Source organism: Marinifilum fragile (assembly GCF_963677365.1).
Taxonomy (GTDB): domain Bacteria; phylum Bacteroidota; class Bacteroidia; order Bacteroidales; family Marinifilaceae; genus Marinifilum; species Marinifilum fragile.
Map to the genome: position 1 here is coordinate 1,727,846 of NZ_OY781962.1, position 21,936 is coordinate 1,749,781.

At 37.3% G+C, this 21,936-nt stretch carries 12 protein-coding genes; 1 reads left to right on the plus strand and 11 read right to left on the minus strand.

Annotated elements, in window-relative coordinates:
* Positions 1-197: 197 nt before the first annotated feature.
* The 7 genes from ACKPCA_RS06745 to ACKPCA_RS06775 all read right to left on the minus strand — a co-directional run bounded on the left by ACKPCA_RS06745 (position 198) and on the right by ACKPCA_RS06775 (position 14,693).
* On the minus strand, positions 198-1,811 hold the full coding sequence (locus ACKPCA_RS06745) for a tetratricopeptide repeat protein (protein WP_321282081.1): 1,614 nt from the start codon (positions 1,809-1,811) through the stop codon (positions 198-200).
* A gap of 175 nt (positions 1,812-1,986) precedes the next feature.
* A complete protein-coding gene (locus ACKPCA_RS06750) occupies positions 1,987-2,439 on the minus strand; it encodes a DUF4625 domain-containing protein (protein ID WP_321282083.1) in 453 nt (150 codons plus the stop codon).
* Between the two features lie 162 nt (positions 2,440-2,601).
* Positions 2,602-10,140, minus strand: a complete 7,539-nt coding sequence (locus ACKPCA_RS06755) for a S8 family serine peptidase (RefSeq protein ID WP_321282084.1) — start codon at positions 10,138-10,140, stop codon at positions 2,602-2,604.
* Positions 10,141-10,352: 212 nt separating this feature from the next.
* Positions 10,353-10,496, minus strand: a complete 144-nt coding sequence (locus tag ACKPCA_RS06760; protein ID WP_157471519.1) for a hypothetical protein — start codon at positions 10,494-10,496, stop codon at positions 10,353-10,355.
* 501 nt (positions 10,497-10,997) lie between these two features.
* Entirely contained in the window at positions 10,998-12,629 is a 1,632-nt protein-coding gene (locus tag ACKPCA_RS06765; RefSeq protein WP_321282086.1) for a tetratricopeptide repeat protein, read from the minus strand.
* Positions 12,630-12,802: 173 nt separating this feature from the next.
* The gene (locus ACKPCA_RS06770; RefSeq protein WP_321282088.1) at positions 12,803-13,024 is read right to left on the minus strand and encodes a PLDc N-terminal domain-containing protein; all 222 of its coding nucleotides are present in this window, start codon (positions 13,022-13,024) and stop codon (positions 12,803-12,805) included.
* A gap of 367 nt (positions 13,025-13,391) precedes the next feature.
* Positions 13,392-14,693: a M18 family aminopeptidase gene (locus ACKPCA_RS06775; protein ID WP_321282089.1), complete on the minus strand. Its 1,302-nt coding sequence runs from the start codon at positions 14,691-14,693 to the stop codon at positions 13,392-13,394.
* A gap of 150 nt (positions 14,694-14,843) precedes the next feature.
* On the opposite strand from ACKPCA_RS06775, the gene ACKPCA_RS06780 reads away from it, so the two are divergent.
* Positions 14,844-16,142, plus strand: coding sequence for an exonuclease domain-containing protein (locus ACKPCA_RS06780; RefSeq protein ID WP_321282091.1), 1,299 nt, complete (start codon positions 14,844-14,846; stop codon positions 16,140-16,142).
* Positions 16,143-16,225: 83 nt separating this feature from the next.
* Here ACKPCA_RS06780 and ACKPCA_RS06785 read toward each other — a convergent pair whose 3' ends face one another.
* The 4 genes from ACKPCA_RS06785 to ACKPCA_RS06800 all read right to left on the minus strand — a co-directional run bounded on the left by ACKPCA_RS06785 (position 16,226) and on the right by ACKPCA_RS06800 (position 21,934).
* A complete protein-coding gene (locus ACKPCA_RS06785) occupies positions 16,226-18,034 on the minus strand; it encodes a prenyltransferase/squalene oxidase repeat-containing protein (RefSeq protein WP_321282092.1) in 1,809 nt (602 codons plus the stop codon).
* A gap of 54 nt (positions 18,035-18,088) precedes the next feature.
* Positions 18,089-19,063 (minus strand): prenyltransferase/squalene oxidase repeat-containing protein, encoded by a 975-nt coding sequence (locus ACKPCA_RS06790; protein ID WP_321282095.1) that lies wholly within the window; start codon positions 19,061-19,063, stop codon positions 18,089-18,091.
* Positions 19,064-19,065: 2 nt separating this feature from the next.
* Positions 19,066-20,646: a polyprenyl synthetase family protein gene (locus tag ACKPCA_RS06795; protein WP_321282097.1), complete on the minus strand. Its 1,581-nt coding sequence runs from the start codon at positions 20,644-20,646 to the stop codon at positions 19,066-19,068.
* A 94-nt stretch (positions 20,647-20,740) separates the two neighbouring features.
* A complete protein-coding gene (locus tag ACKPCA_RS06800; RefSeq protein ID WP_321282099.1) occupies positions 20,741-21,934 on the minus strand; it encodes a radical SAM protein in 1,194 nt (397 codons plus the stop codon).
* Positions 21,935-21,936: the final 2 nt, after the last annotated feature.

The window sequence follows — 21,936 nt, forward strand, 5'->3', positions numbered from 1 at the left end:
TTTAGAAAATGTAGAAATATCTCTACACAGGAAACTATATACATCTAATGTATACTATGACTTATTAATTACCTATAAAGTAATTTTGGAGAAGATGTTTAAGCGATGATGAAAAATATTCTAATTACGGAAAATAATTCTCATCACAACAGTTTGCTAATAAATTACAAACTAATCATTGCATAGAATCAATAGATCTATAAGTCAGCCAAGAAAGCTACCAGATTGGTATCGGTATTGGTAAGATTTAATTTTTTTCTTAATCGTGTTCGGGCAACTTCAACACTTTTTACACTTTGGTGAGTAATTGCAGCAATTTCTTTGGTATTCATACCTAAACTAAGTAATGCAGCTAACCTTTCTTCTGCATTGGATAAGCTAGGAAACTTCTCTCTAAGATTGTTGTAGAAACTTTGATGAATGTTTTGAAAGCGAATTTCGAACTCTTCCCAAATATTCATTTTCATATTAGCTTCAATATCTTTAATTATTTTCATAATAGTATCAGGCCCATTCTCATTATTCTCAGACAAAAAGTTGGAAAGACGAACCATAATATGCTTCATTAATTCATTTTTTTCTAGAAGATAAATCACATTCATTGTAAGCTCCTTATTCCCCAGTTCCAAATCTTTTTCTAAAGATTTTTTCTCAAAGAAAAGGTGTCTTGCACGGCTTTTATTCAACAAGAAAAGTAGTCCAGTTATGATAATGCCAAAAACAAGAATAGAAATAAGCAGGCCAACCTTGAATATTAGTTTATTTTGCTCAATTTCTCTGATTTCCTCTTTTTTATCGAAATCATATAACATTTGCAAACGAGTAATTTCTTTAATTGATCTCTCATTAAATAAACTATCATGAAAAGAATGAAATTTTTCATGAGCACTCAATGCTTTTTCATAGTTCCCTTTCTCCTTATAAATTTGATACAAAAGATAAGAAGCTTTTTCCATTGATTCCAAGGCTCCAATATCCTCTGCAACCTTCATGGCATTGTTAGCAAAATCAAGTGACTTAGAATATTCTTTATTTGATAAATGAAACTGAGATAATAGAATATTAGCTCTTGATAATTCTACTCTATCATTTTCCTTTTTACAATTTTCAATTGAAAGATTAAGATAACGGAACGCATCCTCATATTCATTTAATTTCCATGAATTCTGCCCTAAATTGTTATAAATTCCTCCTAATCTAGAGTGAAAATTAAATTCCTTTGCATTTTTCAGTGCTTTTTTAAAATAGGATTGAGCTAATTTATCCTCTTTCTTTTTATCACAAATGATCCCCATACTATTATAAAAAATATGCTTCTGAGGAATGTTAGTAGAATCCCCTTGCTTTAGGAGCTCATTTTGCTTTGTAATCACTTCTTGATAAGCCCTCATTGCCTTATCGTATTCTCCCAATTGAATGTAAATACCACAGATATTATGAACTTGTCCCAATAACAAACTATTTTTATCGAGTTTCTCATATATCTTTTTGCTCTTTAAAAAATAATCAAGCGAATTTTCGTAGCGTCCTATATGATATAAAAGTATCCCTAATTTATTGTTGGTTTGAGCTTCCAAAATTGGATGCTTTCCTTTCTTCGCTAATTCCAAAGCAGAATGTGCAAACTCCATACTTTTCTCCAAATCATTGGTCTGGTATGCCTTTGATATTTTTAATAGTAAATCTATTCTTACACTATCATTTTTCTCATTTTGATACAAAAAACTTAAACTGTCAACAAAAAAACTATCCTGAGAAAAACAAAATATCTGAAGAAAACAAAAGGACAAAAATAGAAATACCTTTTTCATGCGAATAATTTTTTGAGAAACCTAAAATGGAACAATTACAATAAAATTTTGGTGATCCAAATATAAAAAACCTAAATAACAAGCTGAGTCATATTTTAACTAGAACCATTTCAAATTGTATAAAAAAGGGATCTACTTTGCAGCAGACCCCCCATTTTCGCATATCAATTTCCAATTAAGGACGGGAAATTTCCAATTGTAATGTTTCTTCACTTCCGTTACCGGATTGATCTTTCACCAATAAAGTGAAAGTATAGAAACCGGCACGAGCATTATCAGCTATACCTATATCAAAGCTCAATTCTGTAGATTTCATCCCCTTTATTACAGGTAGTGAATTTCCATAAGCATCCGTATCGGTATAAGAGTTAAAAGAAAACTCCTCTACATTTTTAACAGACTTTGTGCCTCCAGCAGAAATGGTAAGTACATATTCTTCCAATCCGAAATCATCTGACAGGCTGGCATTAACTTTCAATACACTACCTGGCAAGATACTCGTAGTTTCTGTTGGACTATTTAGTGTGATACTTGGTTTTGTTCCATCAACCGGATCATCTCCACCACTACTACATGCAAACAGGACTAAGCCTATAAGTAAGCAAATGGTATGATTTACTATTTTCATTTGTTTTGTTTTTAGTTATTAGTACCATATAATTCAGAATTACTTACTACGTTCATGCTTCTCAAATGAGGAACTCCTCCGCTCTTAAAAAAAGCTACGAATCACCAGTTGAAAGTAATTCATGAATTAAATAAAGAGGGAAGCCACGAGGGCTTCCTCTTCTTATTTTTTAACAACTTTTCTTACGATATCACCGTCGTTCGTACGAATACGAACCATATAAATACCAGATGGCATATTTGTAATATCAAGCTTCGTTTCATATTGACCTTTTGATTTGGTAATCTTTGTGTTATACTGACTGCTACCAATAATATTTAATACATCAATAATTACTTCACCCTCAATTTCGCCACCCAATACAATATTTAATGGACCATCGGTTGGGTTAGGATATACTCTGGTTGAAGATTCTGTGATCTCTTCAATACCTGTAACCGTTGCAATTATCACCTCGAAAGTAGTTTCCGCTTTCAATCCTAAAGGATCTATAGCAATCACCTTCACTATTGCACTACCTTCTGCCAATGGCTCAATCACAATACCTGTAGCTGAAGTGTAAATATTCACTACAGACTGGTTGTCCACAGATACTTCATACCTCAATTCCTCACCGTCAGGATCGATAAAATGTTCATTTAAATCGATGTTTTCCAACTCTTCGTCTTCATAGTATTCTTTAGTTGCAATTGAATTTGTCAATTCAGGAGCACGATTCACATTGACTACCTCTACCTGGAACTTATAAGAACTCTTTGCTCCATGCTCATCGGTTGCAATCAACTCTAAATCATGAATACCCTGATCGAAGTATCCAGGCGCAAGGCTAATCGTGATGCCTTCTGCAGTAGAAACATAGGTATAATAATCACCAGCTCCACTAACTTCAACATTATAACTATCGCCCTCTTTATCAGTAATTGTAAATGGTACTTCCAAAGTTTCCGCCTCAATAACAGTTGGGTAAGGTACTGTGGTTGTAATATCCGGACCTTCGTTCATTAACAGATTTACATCCAACTCAAACTGCTCGTTGTTCGGATCATTGGTATTTACCAGAATCGTAGCATTGTTGCGAATCTCCTGAGCATATTCTGCCTTAAAGTTCAATGTTAATGTTGAAACCTCTCCTGCTGCCGCAGTTCCTGACATTTGATCAACTGTAACCCAGGTTTTCATATCCAGCTCTCTCTCCATGGCTTTCACCATGTAAGTATAAGTTTCAAAACCACCCTGAGAAGTAAGATCATACCAGTCTCCCTCATACTCGAAGAAGAAACGATCTACTACAGCATCGTCTTTTTTCTGTAGAATTCTAGTTCCCTGAGGATTGCTTACTCCTAATGGGTAGTGAATTACCACATAAAAATCTTCTCCAGGATAGATATAAACAGCTTCATCCAATGCAATGGTAAAGAATTCACCAACGTCGTCATTACCATCTTTCGAATATTCCAGTCTTCCCTCTGCCACTTTCGATGCGGTTGCAATACCATCACCACCAGCAAGAATTTCAGCGTGCAGAACGCCAGAATTAACCGTTTCTCTACGGAACCATGTTTTCACATCTGAAACAGAGAATCCGTCCGATGGAGCTGTAAACTTGGTTGCTGAAGTAAAGCTTAAGCTAGCACCAAATCCTAACCAGTTATCCACTTCCGTATCATTGTTATCATACTCTAATACACGGTTGTACTCTCCCGATTTGGTAGATTTTACTGATGATGGAGCAGGATTGTCATTCATTTCTGAGTTCAGCGATACAGGTGCCTTAACTACAAATGTTTGTGCAGGAGCAACAGCCTCTTCCACTTTTCCTCTATTGAAAACAAACTCAAGATTCCACTCCAAATCATTATTTCCAGCTTCGTTGCCGATTACAAAATCACGAGTATCAGTAAATGTATAATCGTCAGCGTGTAAAGTAATGCTTTCATCGCTAATGGTAGCGACAGGTGGCAACATCGCATTTACAGATGCATTCCAAACCAGAGCCTCGTTACCATCCGCATCAACAACCACAACATTGGCATTGGATGCACCTGGTGCTGTTGGTGTATAGGTTACAAAGAACTGCCAAGAATCACCAGGAGCCAATTGAGAACCATCAGCAACTAAAATAGGTCTTCTTCCAGGAATTATAATTTGTTCACCAATAAGATCCTTAATCGGAACATATCCTTCTGGATATCCGAAGATACCAGGAGCTCCAGGATAATAAAACTCCACTTTCATATCGTCATTCATGGTAACCTGAGCCGAATCCAACTGAATGGCTTTGGTACCGGTATTGGTAATGGTAAATCCTTCAACCACTTCCATACCTTCGGTGTACCAGATATCTCCAAGTTCAACATCTGCAGCCGTTAATTCCGGTGAACCAATTACAGTTAGGTTCAGAGGTACAAGTTTCACACCTTCACTAACGGTATTGTTATTTACAACGATATTTGCATTGTAAGTACCATCATGCAAATTATTTGCATCCAAACGTAGGGCTATATCCTTTGTTGTTTGAGCTGGAACAATTTCCTTCTTAACAGGGAATACGGTATAAGAGTATTTATTAACCCCAGTAGGCATCATTCCGTAATGTACCAAAAGACCTTGTTTTTCATCAGGACTTTCTACACCAACAAAAGCAAATGATTTTACGATCTCAAAATTCTTATAGTTGAAATCGATTCTTCCATTGTTGTATAGAATCACCTGGAAATCATAATTTTGACTCATAGCAGTCATATCGATGTATTCATTCCAGGTTACAATTACCTTGTCTTCGTCTATCTGATAATAAATACCATCCTTTTTATCAGCCACAGTTCCATTAGGAACATGAAAGCCACCCATAGGAGCAATTGCACCTGAAACATTATCCTCTAAAGGAATTCCCTGTACACGATCCCACATTGATTCTCCTTTAGGTTTCACAAAACTAACCCAACCCATGAAACCAATGTATAAGGTATCGTAGGTTTGTCCATAGTAAGGAATTGGATTGTCTAATTTGACAGCCTTGTAAGGAATCTCATCAAAAACAAACTGATCTCTCAAATTCGTTTCCGCAGCAGTTTCGGTGATATCAATCCAACCATTTCCATCACCTTCTACATTGATGTACTCAAAATCTTTGATATCCATTGCTGGAGAGGATGTCTCCAAAGGATAATACCATGAATCCGGAAGGATGGCCAATTCCAAATCTCCCAAACCATCATTAGTGATCTGAAGCACTGTATCCTTTATGGTACGCGCTGGCATTTCCCAGGTTATACCCTCAGCAGGAGCAATGCTAATCAATGGATTTTCCACCACATTTCCTTTCAGTACTACTTTGAACTCCTCGCCTGCAGCAGTAGTTATATATATTGCATCTTCCAGTACTGTAGCAACTTCCGTATTGATCTTCACAGGAATATAAGCAGACTGTCTGGTTCCCACTTCGATAGGAGCGGACTTGCTAGTGCTATAATGACCATTTTCGAATCGGATACCAGTAATAGTTTCCTTCGCTGTTCCTGCATTAACCACCTGCACAGCAATTGAGTCCTGAGCCGTTTTGAAAACCTCTCCAAAATCAATAGTATCCTTTTTCACACTCATTACAGGAGCACCACCTGCTACAAAATTGGCATATGTAGTAAAGGTTGAAATTGGTGAAGTAATATCATTACTAATAATAGGCAGTTTCTGATAAATTGAATCCTGTAAAACCTTATCGGTATTGTAGCTCAAAGTAATATCAGTTGTCTGACCTGGCATCAAAATACCTGATGCATTGGTAGCAGCAGTAATCATATCCTCGCCAGGATGATAGAATCTGAAGTAAGAATGATAAGAGGTTGTTTCACCCATATTCAAACTGTACTCACTGTTTGTAGCAAAACAAACATCCTCATTCTTTTCGTCAATTAAACCTACAAGCCAGCCTTTGGCTCCTTCATCCGCAGTACCGGTTTTATTAAAGAGTACATCTACATCACCATTGGCGTGCAATACAATCTGGTAGTTAGGAAGAGACTTTCCATATTTCAAATATTTGAACTGAACACGGAATGTACCATCCTCTTTTTCATAGTAGATTGCAGCATTTGTATTGTTCAAATCTGCTCTTGCCATTACTGCGGTAATCATATCTCGATCCTTCAAATAGCGCGGATCAAGAGGTGTTCCACTAGCCCAATCTAATCCTACGTTACCATCTTCACCAAAAATCAGGGCTCCTTCATAATTGATCCAAACCTTGTCGTAAAATTTATCACGGAATGGGAAAGAGAAACCAAGCTCTACTTCAATCGCAAATACCTGGTTGGTTTTGATCTGAGGAAGAATATCGTTAGAAGAAATGTTCTTCCAGCCGTATTCCTTTGAATCATTATAGGTTCCGCCGATCACATAGTCGTATGAGTATCCAAATTTGTTGAAAGGTCTTTTCAGTCCTTCCACCTCGTAACCAGGAGCAAATTTAGGTATCATATAATCCAGCGGATACTTTCCATCGTTGCGGATGGTAAAGGTACGATCTGCAATTGTATCGCCAATAGTTAAATCACCCGGTATAGTATCTCTTTCAGGTAAAATAGTAAGTTTGGCAGGTTCTGTAGCAACACCATGTACATTAAATGTATATGGATTGCTTCCATCAGTAATGGTGATGGTTTCGTTGAAAGTACCTGCTTCTGTTGGTTTAAAAGTCACTCTTACCCAACCTCCATCACGAGCCGGAATGTTATTCCCACTGGTCTTGTTGTCCGTGAAGAATATATTTTCATTGGAAGATGAATGAGCGTAGTTACCTAATTTATAACCAACATACCCTTCGTTTACAATCTGAATATCCAGAGTTTTTGTATTGCCAACAAATACGTCTCCAAAATTTACAGTTTTCTCAGATTTCAATATTGGAAGGTGTCCATCAACATCCAAATTAATTTTGGCTTTCATCACCTTATTAACAGGATCGTTGGATGTAAACACAATGTTTTCAGTGTACTGTCCGTCCACAAGGAATTCCGAAACCACATCAATAGCAACCTGAAGGGAATCCCCTCCGTCCACTACTCCATTATTAGGAGTTAAGGTAATGTATTCTCCAAGATCTTCGAACTGGCTTCTAAGGATCATTGCCCAGGCCCAAGTATCATCTTCTATAGCCTCTGCAAGGGGTTGCCAAGATTGTCCGCCGTTAAAACTCATCAAACAGTTGTCTGATCCTGTTTCCGTCTTTTCAGGAGAAATCCCCAAAGGATATAAGTTTCCTGCCGGCACATGGATTACCACCCAGTAATAAGATCCTTTTTTCATGAATACCTGTTCGTCCATTTGCACAAAACGAGAATAATCAACATTTGCTTCTGAAAAAATATTTTGAGCAGTAATTAACTTAGCTTCCTCCAGTACAGGACCTTCCCAGATTTCAAGCACAGCAGGGCCAATCTCTGGATCAAATTTTAGATGGGCCCACAAACCCGTTAAATTAAAACCTTTATCCTGCTCTACATAAAAACGGGAAGCCGAAGAATTGGTAACTGTAACGTCATTATCTCCAATAAGTCTCCAGGCTTGTGACCCTTCACTATTACCCATTCTCTCGTCAATAGCCATGGAGGTTGGAGCCATTACTTTTTCAACCTGTGGAATCTCGTTTCCACCCAAACTTGTACTTTGCGAAAAGGTACTTACATTTGGATAAACGACATCCTTAACACTAAAAGCATCGGGTTCAAGACCCACCAAACCAACGTGAGCATTCCAGTTTAAGACACCAATAGAGTCGTTGTAAACCCAAAGAGCATCAGAAACTTTAGGATTAACTGCTACATCAACGGCCATGTTTACATCTTCTCCCAATCGAATGCCAGGGCCTGAATTGGTAGAAACAACTTTCACATCAGAAAGTTCTGACTCATTACCCCAACGGTCATAAGCCTTAATGGCGAAATAATATGGAGTATTGGCATCCAATTCTTCAATCAGGTAATTCAGTTCATCACCTGCATTGGAATAGAATGATTTAATTACGGCAGAATTTGCATATTGAACCTTTGCAGCATCAAACTCATTTTTACTCCAATAAATAGAATAACTAACTGCTTTTCCATCATCTTCATCTGCAGGAACAGACCAGGTTAGAGAAGCAAAATCCTGAGCTGCAGTAACTGCTAAGTCATTAATTTTTTCGGGAGCTTTGGTTGCATCACCTGATTGAAGAGCCATGGCTGCATCAATATATCCATTCCCCATCTTCCCTTTCGCAAAATCTTCAACGAAAGGATCAATATCGTGAACTGAAGTTAGCAAGTGTCTCTTCAACCCCTCAGCTGTAATATTCCCCTTGAACTTTGATACGACCAAAGCAGCTATACCTGAGACATGCGGACAAGCCATTGAAGTACCTTGCAAATATGCATATTTGTCGCCAGGGGAAGTACTTAAAATCCCCGCTTCACGCGCAATCCCCATGTTTCCACCAGGAGCCGCCACATCAACCCAATCACCATAATTGGAGTAACCAGCGCGACCATTGTCTGGACCAAGTGAAGATACAGCAACACAAGGCTCATAATAAGCAGGGTAAGCATTCATCTCAACTCCATTATTACCAGCGGCAAAAATGGCAACCCCACCTTTCATTGGGCTACCTGCATAGTTACCTGCTTCTGCAATAAAGTAGTCAATGGCATCCAATACAGCCTGATCGTAATGATTGTGAGTCTTCCATCCCCATGAGTTCTGAGAAATAACAGCTCCCATATCAGCTGCATAAACCAAGGCATTAGCGAAACCACCAACTCCACCATCTTCAGTAAAAATCTGGCAGGACATCATTTTTACACCGGTTCCTTCGGTTCCATCACCTCCAGCAACACCCGAAACACCAATACCATTGTTGTTTACCGCACCTACAGTTCCCGCAACGTGCGTTCCATGATAATGATCCGTGATCTCACCTGAGTTCGTTACAAAGTTGTATCCGTAGATATCATCAGGGTAACCGTTACCATCATCATCAACGCCTTCCACGCCATTCAACTCTGCCTCATTCACCCACACATTAGCGGCTAAATCCTCATGATCCACATCAATACCACCATCAATAATGGCTACCACAACATCTGATGAACCGGTAGTTTCCTTCCAGGCTTCAAACAAGTTAATGTCAGCGCCAGCTATAGCTCCATCCACTACAGTTCCATCATTATTGTAATGCCACTGTGCATTCAAAGCTGGATCATTCATTGGTAATTCTTCGGAGGTGAGAACAGGAGCCTCGCTTGGTTGAGGTCCATCAATTAACTGAACTTCACCAATGGTTTCTGCAATGCTTACTTCTCCTAATTGTTTATAAGATTTTGCTACTTCTGCAGCATTTAAACTGGCATCGAATTTTACTTGGTACCACAAATGTAAACCATATTTACGGTGTTTGTCTTCATGTGCTGGAGCATAAGGGAATACGCGCTCCAACTGATATGCTGACACTTTTGCTGATACTGCATCAAAAGCAGATATGCCAGTCTTAACACCACGACGTGTAGTTTTAAAACTTTTCGTGGCTGCTGATAATTCGGGCTTAAACTTTATTCTAATGACACCTTTCTGTGCTCCATTCTCGTATTGCTGTGCATTTGCAACTCCTGTTATAAGGATACAGGAAACGAATAGTAAGAATAAAGATTTCAATCGTAATCTTTTTTTCATAGAAATTTGTTTTGAGTAAATCACTGTATTAATTCATTAGGTTCAGGTCATCCACTATGGGCTGTTGTTTTGGGTGTTCATTGTTTATGGGTTATTTTGTCCTGTCGTCTTTTCCACTTGACCAAAAACAATCGTTCATGACCATTGCACAAAACCAGAGGTTGATGATTTCAACTTCCAAATTTTATAGTTCGAAAGACCAACACTTGTTTTTATTTCGTTTTTTGATCTCTCTTTTTCTCAATCGACTCCAATATCTTTCGCAAAGCTTCTGTCTCATTTTTTTTCTTGTCAATGAGTTCAAGAATTTCTTTCTCTCGATCTGTTAGTTCTTTAGTTTTCTTTTCCCAATTCATATGCTGGCAATTTTATTTGCTCACAATGATAGACGGTATTTAATAGAGAAAAGAAGGATGTGCCTTATCAGGAATCTTCAACAATTAAAAATGACCTTAGAAATGCATCTACATTCCTATTTAGGCACCATAGCGGCACCTTAACAAAAGCATACTAACGCTTCACTATCTGTTACTTACAAATAAACAACACTAAAAACACTCTAAATCTTAAAACAGAGCATGAATACAATTTTCGGGGGAAAACGGTTGGCTTTTGGGAAGTAGAATTAAAAGAAAAGTCCTATACAACCAGAAAAAAAATAAGCTGAGTTCAATTCAAAACTACACCATGTTTAAATCAAACTCAGCTTATTAAATCAATAAAAAAGAATATTTCTGGCGAGTAAATAAATCAGACAAGAGATGCCCTGATCAATTGATCTGTATTATAACACTTAATTGGTATTAATATCTCACTTTGTGGATGTTGCAAATACTCACAATAAGGGAAATGAATCTTTACAATTCGGATAGAAAAGTAACCAAATTGACATCCTTGCCAGTAAGATCCAGTTTCTTGCGAATGCGGGACCTGGACACTTCAATACTTTTCACACTCTGGTGAATGATACTGGAAATCTCCTTGCTGGTCATGTTCAGCTTTAAAAATGCACAAAGCTTAACTTCTGAAGGAGACAAGTTTGGGAATCGTTCCTGTAATTTCTTGTAGTAATCGTTATGAACCTGTTGAAAACGCAGCTCAAATTCTTCCCACACATCCTGATCGGCACCAGCCTGAAGGTCGAAAATGATCTTTTGAATAGGCTCCTTATTTTCTTGTTTTAGTTGGGATTTCAGCTGCAACAATCGACTGGAAACACTAGTAATTAATTCATTTTTCTTTAAAAGATACATGACATTGGTGGTAAGCTCCTTGTTCTTAATCTCCAAATCCTGATTCTTCAGCACCAAATCTTTTTCCAATGTCTGCTTCTCTAAACTAATCGCCTTAGCCCTACTCTTTATAAAACCATAAAGCAATCCGGTAATGATCATTCCCAAAACCAAAATAGCCATCAGAAAAAGGTAAATCATTTCCTTTCGTTGCTGCTTCACCTGTCTCTCTTTTTCAAGTTTATCGAACTCGTACTGCATTTGTAGGCTGGTAACTTCGCGAACCGATGCTTCGTTGATAATGCTATCGTTATATGCATGAAATTTCTGGTAAGCCATCAAGGCTCCATCCGAATCGCCCAACTCTTTTTTTATTTGTGAAATAGTCTGGTAGGCTTCCATTAAAGACAGCATCGATCCTGCTTCACTGGCCAAATCTTTCCCAATATTAGCCTCGTCCAAAGCTTTTTGAAACGCTCCTGTTTTCCGATAATACTCTGCCATAAACAGGTGTGAACGAGACATGCCATTTTTATCGTTTATTGCCTTACGTGCTTGTAACGAGAGTTTCATATATTCCAATGACTCATCATACTTGCCCGTTTCCATGGAAACTTTTCCAAGATTGTTATAGATAACACCCAAATTCAATTTATCATCAAACTTTTGGGCTCCTTTCAAAGCTTTTAGAAAGTAAGTTTTGGCTATTTCATACTCTTTTTTCACATTGTAACAGTTCCCAATGCTATTGTAAAAAGCATGATGTTGAGTATAGTAAGTAGAATCTCCCATGGCTAGAATTTTATTTTGCATGGAAAGAGCTACCTTATAATGTTCCAGTGCTTTATCGTATTCCAACAAGCGATAAAAAATACTCCCCATATTGTGCTCAACACCAACCAGCGCAGTATGATTCTTTTCTTCTTCAAATATCTTTTTACTCTTTAGGTAATGGTCCAGAGAACGATCGTACAGACCCTTTCGAAATAAAATATCAGCTATTTTCTTATGACTTCTGGCCTGTTGTAATCTCAACTTTCCTGAGTTAGCAATTGCTAGGGCAGAATTTGCATATTCCAGACTCTGTTTAAAATCGGTATTCTGATAGGTATCTGATAATTTAAGCAGGATTTTAACTTTTGTACTATCTTCTTCTGCTGCATCCATTCGCATACTCAAGCTATCGACCAGAAAACGTTCCTGAGCCAGAAGCATCAATGGGAATAAAAGAATTAATAGTAAAACGTAGCGTTTCATAGATTGTGGGGTTTGGTTGTTTGTAATTTTTCTTGGTGTGCCAAATTGTTTGGCACATTGCATATACGATGCAGGCAATACCCGATGGTTGCGCATGAACAATCTCTTTTCTTCAAAAATCCTCACTTACACTTCCATACCCTAGAATATACGAAATTTACTGGGAAAAATATTTATTTGTTTAGATAACGTGAAGAATCCCATTTCAGGTAAGAATTAAATAAATAGGCCATTGCACCAACAATGGGAATCAAAAGAATAACAAGTGAGTAAATCAGTGAGAATCTGTTTTTTTCATTTCGGATTACAAAATAGATAGACACAACACTTAATAGTAAATGAACAACAAGTAACAGAATCCAATCATCAGGGCTAATTACATCAAACATATTCATACTATGATATTTTGGTTCGATCGAAAGAATTGAAAATTTGTTTACAAACAAAAAGCTTCCTCCTTAGGAATTTACCTTACCTACCTTAGCAATACCATAGCAGTAATTTTTATTATCCTGATAATTAGAGTAAAAAAGCAGATAGGAACAATACTTTAGCATTTAACCTACTGAAATAAACTCATGCTAATTGAATTTCCAAGGCTGCTATTTGAGTTCGAAAATGATTCAATAGGTAAGTACTTTTTCAGTTCAAGTATGAAATATTTGTCTGAATTAAATAAAATCAATCCCTACAAGAAATTAATGCCTAAAAAAAGGCAACACAACGTGCTGCCTTTAAAATATTTTCTAACAAGCTGAGTTCTTACAATCCGAAGAAATAAGTGAACACCTTACGAACGTAAGAATTATCTTCTACTCCACCTGTTTCTCGAACTGAATGCATACCAAACATTGGGTTACCTATATCTACAGTACGAATATCAACCTGACCTGTAGAAACATTACCAAGTGTACTACCTCCAACTAAGTCGGAACGATTCACAAATTTTTGATAAGGAACATCCGCATTTTTACACAAAGTTTCGAACACTGTACCAGAATCTCCATCAGTAGTATACTTCTGGTTCGCGTGAATCTTAATTACTGGCCCTTTGTTGATGAATGGGCGGTTTGTTGGATCGTGCTTCTCTCCAATATTTGGATGAACAGCATGTGCCATATCTGCCGAAATCATGAAAGAGCTGTAAATTGCGCGATGTAATGCTTCCATATCTTTCCCCAATTTGAAAACAATGCGCTGCAAGATGTGACGCAATACCGGAGAACCTGCTCCTTGCTTGGTAACACTTCCCACCTCCTCGTTGTCAAAAATGGCTAGCATTTGAGTCTTCTTCGAAGCTCCTACCGATAACAAAGCTTTTAATCCAGCGTGAGCCATTGCCAAGTCATCCAAACGTGGTGATGAAATAAACTCATCATTCAAACCAAAGATAGATCCTTTTTCAACTTCAAATAAGTTCACATCAAAATCGATAATGGATTCAGCATCAATTTTCAATTCATCGGCAATCAATTTCACCAAACAATTGTCCTTTTCCATTTCTTCTGTAATCATAGATAGTAATGGAAGCATGTCTTTCTGTTTATTCAACTCAACACCTTCGTTAACCTCACGATTTAAGTGAATCGCCAGATTTGGAATCACCATCAAAGGACGATCAATCTTTACGTACAAATGTTCAGGATGCAAAGGGTCATTTGATTTTACTGATACGCGACCAGCAATTGATAGTGGACGATCCATCCAAGTATTCAAAATCGGACCTCCGTAAACTTCTGTATTTAATTTGATATAGTTTTCTTCAACTTCAATTTCAGGATTTGGTTTAATTTTAAATCCTGGAGCATCAGAATGGGCACAAATCATCTGGAATCCTTCCTCTTCAATCTCTCCACTTCCGATTTGAAAAGCGAAAATAGCCGATCCATTCTTTGTTGTAAAGTATTTTCCTCCCTTTTCAATTTTCCATTCATCACGAAGGTCTAGTTCCTCGAATCCAGCCTCGTTTAACTCCTTTCTGATATTATTTACCGCATGGTAAGTACTAGGACTTCCATGAATAAAATCGATTAATTCTTGTGCTTGTTGTTTTGAGTTACTCATAGTATATGTTTTAATATTGTCTTCAAAATTTGAATTTCAAATCTACATTAATTTTTAGGTTTGGCAAGTACTTTAGGCGGCTTATCGATTCATTTTTCGTTCAATAGTTTTATATTTGCTCTAATCTAATTACCCTAATAAAAACTGCCTATGACAAACGATCCAATACTGGAACTAAATAAGCATCAATTTGCAATCATTTCAATTGAAACAACTGGTATTTCACCACAACATGGTGATCACCTTATTGAGGTGGCCATTCAAACCGTAAACTGGAACGGAGAATTATTGGATAGCTACGAAACTTTAATTCATCCGGGAAAAGAAATTGAAGGTTTTCAAATTCATGGCATTACTGATGACATGGTAAAAAATGCTCCTTCAGCTTCAGAAATTGTTCCTGATATCCTTTCTCGTTTAAATGGAAAAACTTTAGTTGCTCACGATTTAGATTTTACCATTCGCTTTTTAGACCCAATTCTAAATGATAGCATGCCTAAATTGGAAGGTATCTGTACTCTAAAGCTGTTCGATTTAGTTGCTCCGGAATCTGGCCTACGCCGATTGGAACAACTTTGTACTTATTACGATATTGAATTTTCAGTACGCCATAGTGCGAAGTCTGATTCATTGGCAACAGCCAAACTTTTCTCCATCCTGAAAAATCTATACGCTCAACAAAATGAGATTGAAGACTTCGTAGTAAACTTCCTTCATCGGAATGAAATTGAAGATTGTCCAAAAGAGCGCAATGTTTACATTAAACGTAAAGAAGCTAAGAACATAGCTAACATCCAAAAAACAAAGCTTTACGACTTATTAAACAGACTAACTTCCAGTGCTGGAGATTCTGTTCCTGTACGTCAGTATCTGAATGTTCTGGATCGTGCTTTGGCCGATAGAATTTTAACTGAAAAAGAGATTATTTCTCTGGTTGATTTGGCCACCGATTACAAGCTTTCCAAAGATCAGGTAATGGAAATTCATGAAGAATACTTGCGCAAGCTAATTCGCATTTACCTTTTGGATGAGATTCTTACCAATGCAGAAATGGATGACCTTCATTTGGTTTCAGATTTGCTTTGTATTCTTCCCAAAGAATTGGATTTGTTAATTGAATATGAGCGTACCAAAATTCCAATCACTACTCCAGGAATTCAAAAACAATTGAAGTCATTGAAAGGAAAGAGCGTTTGTTTCTCTGGTCACCTTAATTGCAAAATTAATGGAAAACGAATCGATCGTGAATTGGCTCAACAGTTGGTCAAGGAGCGTGGCTTATTCGTCAAAAGAGTAGTCTCTAAAAATGTTGATTACCTGATTACAGCTCATGCTGAGCAATTCTCCGGTAAAGGTCGAAAGAATCGGAAAGCCATGGAATATCATGTAAATGTGATAGATGAAGAAATCTTTTGGGAGATGATCGGAGTGCAGGTGGATAATGAATAATGAACAATTGGCATGACTAATATTGGCGCGAATACTCGCGCCTTTTTTGATTTAACTCTTGCATATCTCACTTAAAGCGATCCTCAATAGGCTTCGCTCGTAATTATTAATTCGCAATTCGCGATTGATTTTTCTACTTCATTCATTGCAGAGCTTGCAAATACCAAAGGATACATATCTTCGAAATACCAAAGTGAGGCAAAATACAATCCAATTGGGGTAGCTTTGATGTCATTCAAATCATTAGGCAGATGAGCTTGTAACCACTTCAATCCATTACTTATTTCTTCCTGATTATGCATGCAAGCCAAAGCACGAATTGCCAAAGAAGTTTCTTCAATAGTAGAGATTAGATTATTGTTTCCACCCCATCCACCATCTTCATTTTGAACAGATTGCAGAAAGGTCATAGCCTTGTTTTTAACTTCATGTAGCCCTCTTAAAACATCTGGATTTAAATCACTTATGGAATACAAAACAATTGAGGTTCCATACACAGGATTTTCATGTTGCAAATCGTCCTCATTTCCAAACCATAGTGGTAACCATGAGCCATTATCTGATTGTGAATTCTGCAAATACCCCCAAGCCTTCTGGATGCATTTATCAATCTTACTCCTGGTATCAACATCCAACTTATCCCTCCAGAGAGATAATGCTTTTATGGCATGAGCTGCAATATCAGGACAGGAACAGTCGAAAGGCAATTTCCCCCAACCTTTACAAAAAGTAGGCAAGCCTCCATCACTGTTCTGAAGGTCAATTAACCAGTTCACTCCATTCTTTATTGCCTCAATGGGAATATTCTGGTATTCGTTCAATTTATGTAGTGCAATCAATGCTCCCGAAGTATCATCGGCATCAGGAACTCCACCTTGTAGATGAGTCCAGGCCCAACCTCCTGGTTTTGCCTTTGTAAATGGGTGAATATTCTTTAACTGATAATCAAGATAATATGAAACAATCTTCTCTCTATCAGCAATTTCAGCCAACATATTATTATCCAAGGCATTTATAGACAGAGAAGTTACCCAAGTTGCTAAATGAGTATCAATTGGCCAGGATCCATCCTCACGAATCGAATGTATCAAAAAGCTTGCTGCTTTCTGACAAACTTCTATATCCCGCTCTCCTGCTCCAATCAAACTCATTAGAACGAAACCGGTTAAAGGCGCAGCTTCCAAAAAACCTCCATTGCCAGGCTGTTTTTCAGATAGAATCTGTAAAACTTTAGGTTTTACCAATTGATTCAGCTTCTTTGTTAACTTATTTGGCTTACTATTTTGTGCCTTTACCAAACCAATGGCAATTAATGCCGGGATAGCATAGCTTACCACTGACAAATTCAAAAACTTGAAAAGTTCATCTGGGAAAACCGCCATTTGAAATGGAAGTTGCGGAACTAGCTTCCAACCATCTTCTCCTAACCTTCCCGAAAGTGCGCACATGGATAAAATTGGCACCGAAAAAGTTTGATCGCTTTGGTAATGATTGAGTATCGCATTACTTATTGATTCTGGGTTCAATTTCTTCAAACGATCTATCAACCAATTTTCTGCATTTTGAATGCATTCAGCAAACTCAGGGCGATCATTGGCAATAGAAAAGCATGCCCAAGTAAGTAAAGTAGTACTTAAATTGCTTTTGCTTCTTATTGTATCGCCCCAGCCACCATCTAAATTGGCATTTTGAGCCATCCAAACCAGTCCTTTGTTGATATGAATGTCGTATTTCTCTTTATCATATTTCCACAATGCAAAAACCGCTACTGAAGTTGACAATGCACTACTAGATAATTTTCCATCCCAGTATCCATTTTCATTTCGAAGAGAAAGGATATGAGTATCTAGTCTTTGTTTTAGGTTTTGCATGTGGTTGTAATTGGATATCATGATATGGTTCAATTTAGCAATTGGTTATCTCTTTCATAAATGGGTTTGTCTTAATTAAGACAAAACACCCAAAGCCAGAAGAGCATAATAGGTATATTCCACATCACAGGACATATCAGCAATGCTACCGAAAAAGCCTCCTGACTCATCCCAATGAAGGTTGATGAAATTTAAGGAATTTTCGGCAAACGAGTCCATATTTTCTCCAGACAATTTCAAAGCCAACAATGCAGTTGCTGTTGATAAAAGATCAGAAACAGGTACATCTTTAGCAGCCATAAATCCACCTCTTTTCGATCTCATTTGAAGTAACCAATCTTTACTTTTTCCATGATCCAAATTCATAATCATACCAGCAGAAGTAGCTGAAGTTACCCCATCTGAACTGTTATTTTCATTCGCATAAGAACCATTCTCCAATATTAATGACTGATTTGCATTTTGAATTTCCTCAATTGTATCCTCTTCTAATTGCAAATCTTGATATAAAGTCCACATTAAATAATTGGCATAAACGGTAGAGTGTTCTGCGTCTTTTCTATTGTGATTGTAACCTTCATCTTTTGCGATATAATTTTCCAGTTCCCACAGTACTTCTGAACAATCAATCATCGTTCTTTTGACCAATTTTCCTATTATTAAATCTTTAGCAAATCCTATTCTTAAATATTTGGTGGACTTAAATCCTGTTTTTTGTTTTAAATCAATAAGGTGAAGCAAATAGAAAGCCCTTACCAAACATACTGAATGTACAAAATCAAGATTTTGTTGTTCAAATTGCTTCAGATATTTTTTCTCATCAGCTATATTCAATTTCAAATCCAAAACCAAAGCAAGCGTATATCCAAAAACCGAATAGTACAAATCTGATTTGCCAGCTCTATCAATAAATCCTCCTGATTCACATTTTTGGGAACGTAAAAACGAAATAATATGATTTTGAGCATCCTCGCTTAAAGCTTCTCTGGCTCCTAACAAGAATTCTAGTATAACTTGGTTACAATTAACTGACTTTTTGGACAATGTCATATTTATTCAGGTACAATCCGATTCAATAATCGCGTTAATAATATCTTTAAATTTGAATTGGACAACATGCATAGGCTTTTCATTGCTTTGTATTTGTACTCGCTCAGCATTTCTTCTGCTTCTTTTATTGCCTCTTTGGTTTCATCCCATTTCAGAATATCTGAATTTTGATTTTTCCTCCACTCCTTCATCTTCTGGGGATACTTTTCATTCAGTATACATGAAATCATAGAGGGCTGAACCGTATTAAATCCACTGGCAATTTCATTTTGCCTGAAATCATCCAAATCATCATTAATTTGATAAGCAATGCCAAGTGCTGTGCTATATTCCGTAATCACTTCGATAACATCATTTCCTGCATTGGCATGAATCGCTCCAAATTGCAACGCCACCTCAAAGGCTGGTGAAGTTTTATTACTAAATATTCGAATGATTTCTTCTCGATTAAGCAGTTTACCATTCGATCTCCATAGTAATTCCTCACCTTGTCCTAAAGACAAATCGCGATGAGCTCGAGAAGCCACCTTTAATAAGCTTTTAATATGCTTCGCACCTGATTCAGCAATCATTTGGTAACCATACCCAACAATTAAATCACCAACATTTAATGCAACCGGAACATCAAATTCCTTGTGTAAGCTAGGTTTACCATATCTCTCATCATCCTGATCCGCGATGTCGTCATGCACCAAAGATGCTTTATGAAAGCACTCTATAGAAACAGCTAATTTTTGAATGGTTTCGTTGTATTCTCCCGATTTTCCTTTTAAGGCATCATAAACTGCAGTCATCATTATAGGACGCCAACGCTTCCCATCTTTTTCAATCCAGTCAATTGCAATATCTACGGTACCGTCTTTGTAATCAAAAAACTCCTGCAATTTTTCTTTGCTAAACCATGAGTTTACGGATTTCTTTAATTGATCCAAATCGATCCAGCCATGCCAATTACTTTCCTTTCGATTGGCAAGAACTTCATTCAACCAAACATCATCAACTTTGGAATCCTTACAATCGTTATTATACAATGGAATTGCAATGGATGGAACTGCTTCTTTTACAGCCAAAGGAAAAGATCTTTCGAAAGAATGCAAACAACCTACGCCAATTACACATTCCACCTGACCAGATGAAAGCAGGACACTTGCAGATGTTGTTCCCTCGCTTACTATGGTATGATAGCCCAAATCATCTGCTTTAGAAATAATATCGGCCAAATCGCATCTGCCACATTGTTCGCATAACAAACCCAATTCGTCAAACTTTGCAGGACAATCGGCATGACTAAAACACTTAGGGAGTAATAATATTCGGCGATTGAAAGGAATGCCTGCTACAATATTTTGCCATGCAAAATTATTAATCATTACAGCCAGTAACTTCTGATACAGAAACAATTCAGGATGCATTTTGATTAGTTCTCCTGAATGAAAAATCACCTCCGATTCCTGCAAAGGAGGAACAATTTCCGTTTCAGCGGCATAATCACAAATCAAATCCCTGATTTGCTTTAGCTTCTCAGGAGCTTGCGGTAGTGCATTACCTAAATTGGTATTTATCTGATCTTTCCTTAATATCATTGCAATCTCATTATCGTAATCTTCTTTTTTTCCTTGCACAGACGCACGGCCGTACGTCTCTACATTATATCAAAAATGGCCGTGTGTCTCTACTCTATCCATATGCACCAAATCCAAAGAATGAATATTTCTTTGCAAATCGGTACACCCACGATTTTTCAGGAATTTCTTTTCCTGGGATATGATGACCAGCACATGGCTTCATTTTTTGTAATTCTTCGAATGCTTTGCTTCTTTTCGATGAATCGTAAGCATTAGCCTCTTTCAACATGGTATTCAATTGCTCTGGAGCATCCAACAAAATGCATCCTTGTGTGCAATCAGTTATGCCATTTCTTAAGCCTGAAATGTATTTTGAATTTTCAATTAATTCGGGAATATTGGAATCCGCCTCAATTTTTTCACCTGCAAATTGTATTGGCGGACAAAACTCAATATCTCCATATGGATTAATATGGTGCGATAAACCTATTGCACCCGGACAAAGCGCATTTCCTTTCTCATCCCAATAGGTATCAATAATCATTAAGGGTGCTTTTACACGAATGTCAACCATGAATTGTCTCAGCTCCAGAATTTCTTCTTCCGATAAAGCCAATTCAGTGGTGGGACGTTCTCCCACTGGTCGATAAATGTAGTACCACAAGTAATGAATTCCCTTCTTGATACATGAATTCACAAACTCCTCGCTCACCAAATCTCTAAAATTCGATTTACAAACACTGGTGGCAACTCCAGTAAATAGTTTGTTATTAATGGCAGAGTCTATTCCCGTCATGGTGCGGCCATACACATTTTTCGCTCCCCTTCTGATGTCACTCACATCCTTCAAGCCTTCCACACTAATTAAAGGAGAAACATTCCCTAACTTTCTTAAGCGCTGAGCCACTTCATCGGTCAGCAAAGTCCCATTGGTAAAAAGCTGAAAATAACAATCGGAATGACGTTCGATCACATCCATTAATTGTGGATACATTAGCGGTTCACCACCTAAAAGACCAAAAAAGTATGATCCTTTTTTCTTACTGGAATTGATGATATTTTCCAGTGTTTCCACATCCATTCCCTTGGAAGTATTGTTAATTGTTACCCAACATCCCTGGCAATTTAGATTGCAATTGTCCGTAACCGAAATCATCATGAAAGCCGGATACAATTCTCCATTCTTTAAACGCTTTTTATGCTTTGCAACTGCCTTCATGCCTTTAAAGCCAAGGTTGTAGCCCAATTTCCAAAGCAACTTTAAATCAACAGTGCGTAATATTCTTGATCCTAATGAAAATATCATTC

Excerpts from the sequence above, each read along its gene's own strand:
- ACKPCA_RS06745 (WP_321282081.1), bottom strand. The coding sequence starts at position 1,811 with ATGAAAAAGGTATTTCTATTTTTGTCCTTTTGTTTTCTTCAGATATTT.
- ACKPCA_RS06750 (WP_321282083.1), bottom strand. The coding sequence starts at position 2,439 with ATGAAAATAGTAAATCATACCATTTGCTTACTTATAGGCTTAGTCCTG.
- ACKPCA_RS06755 (WP_321282084.1), bottom strand. The coding sequence starts at position 10,140 with ATGAAAAAAAGATTACGATTGAAATCTTTATTCTTACTATTCGTTTCC.
- ACKPCA_RS06760 (WP_157471519.1), bottom strand. The coding sequence starts at position 10,496 with ATGAATTGGGAAAAGAAAACTAAAGAACTAACAGATCGAGAGAAAGAA.
- ACKPCA_RS06765 (WP_321282086.1), bottom strand. The coding sequence starts at position 12,629 with ATGAAACGCTACGTTTTACTATTAATTCTTTTATTCCCATTGATGCTT.
- ACKPCA_RS06770 (WP_321282088.1), bottom strand. The coding sequence starts at position 13,024 with ATGAATATGTTTGATGTAATTAGCCCTGATGATTGGATTCTGTTACTT.
- ACKPCA_RS06775 (WP_321282089.1), bottom strand. The coding sequence starts at position 14,693 with ATGAGTAACTCAAAACAACAAGCACAAGAATTAATCGATTTTATTCAT.
- ACKPCA_RS06780 (WP_321282091.1), top strand. The coding sequence starts at position 14,844 with ATGACAAACGATCCAATACTGGAACTAAATAAGCATCAATTTGCAATC.
- ACKPCA_RS06785 (WP_321282092.1), bottom strand. The coding sequence starts at position 18,034 with ATGATATCCAATTACAACCACATGCAAAACCTAAAACAAAGACTAGAT.
- ACKPCA_RS06790 (WP_321282095.1), bottom strand. The coding sequence starts at position 19,063 with ATGACATTGTCCAAAAAGTCAGTTAATTGTAACCAAGTTATACTAGAA.
- ACKPCA_RS06795 (WP_321282097.1), bottom strand. The coding sequence starts at position 20,646 with ATGATATTAAGGAAAGATCAGATAAATACCAATTTAGGTAATGCACTA.
- ACKPCA_RS06800 (WP_321282099.1), bottom strand. The coding sequence starts at position 21,934 with ATGATATTTTCATTAGGATCAAGAATATTACGCACTGTTGATTTAAAG.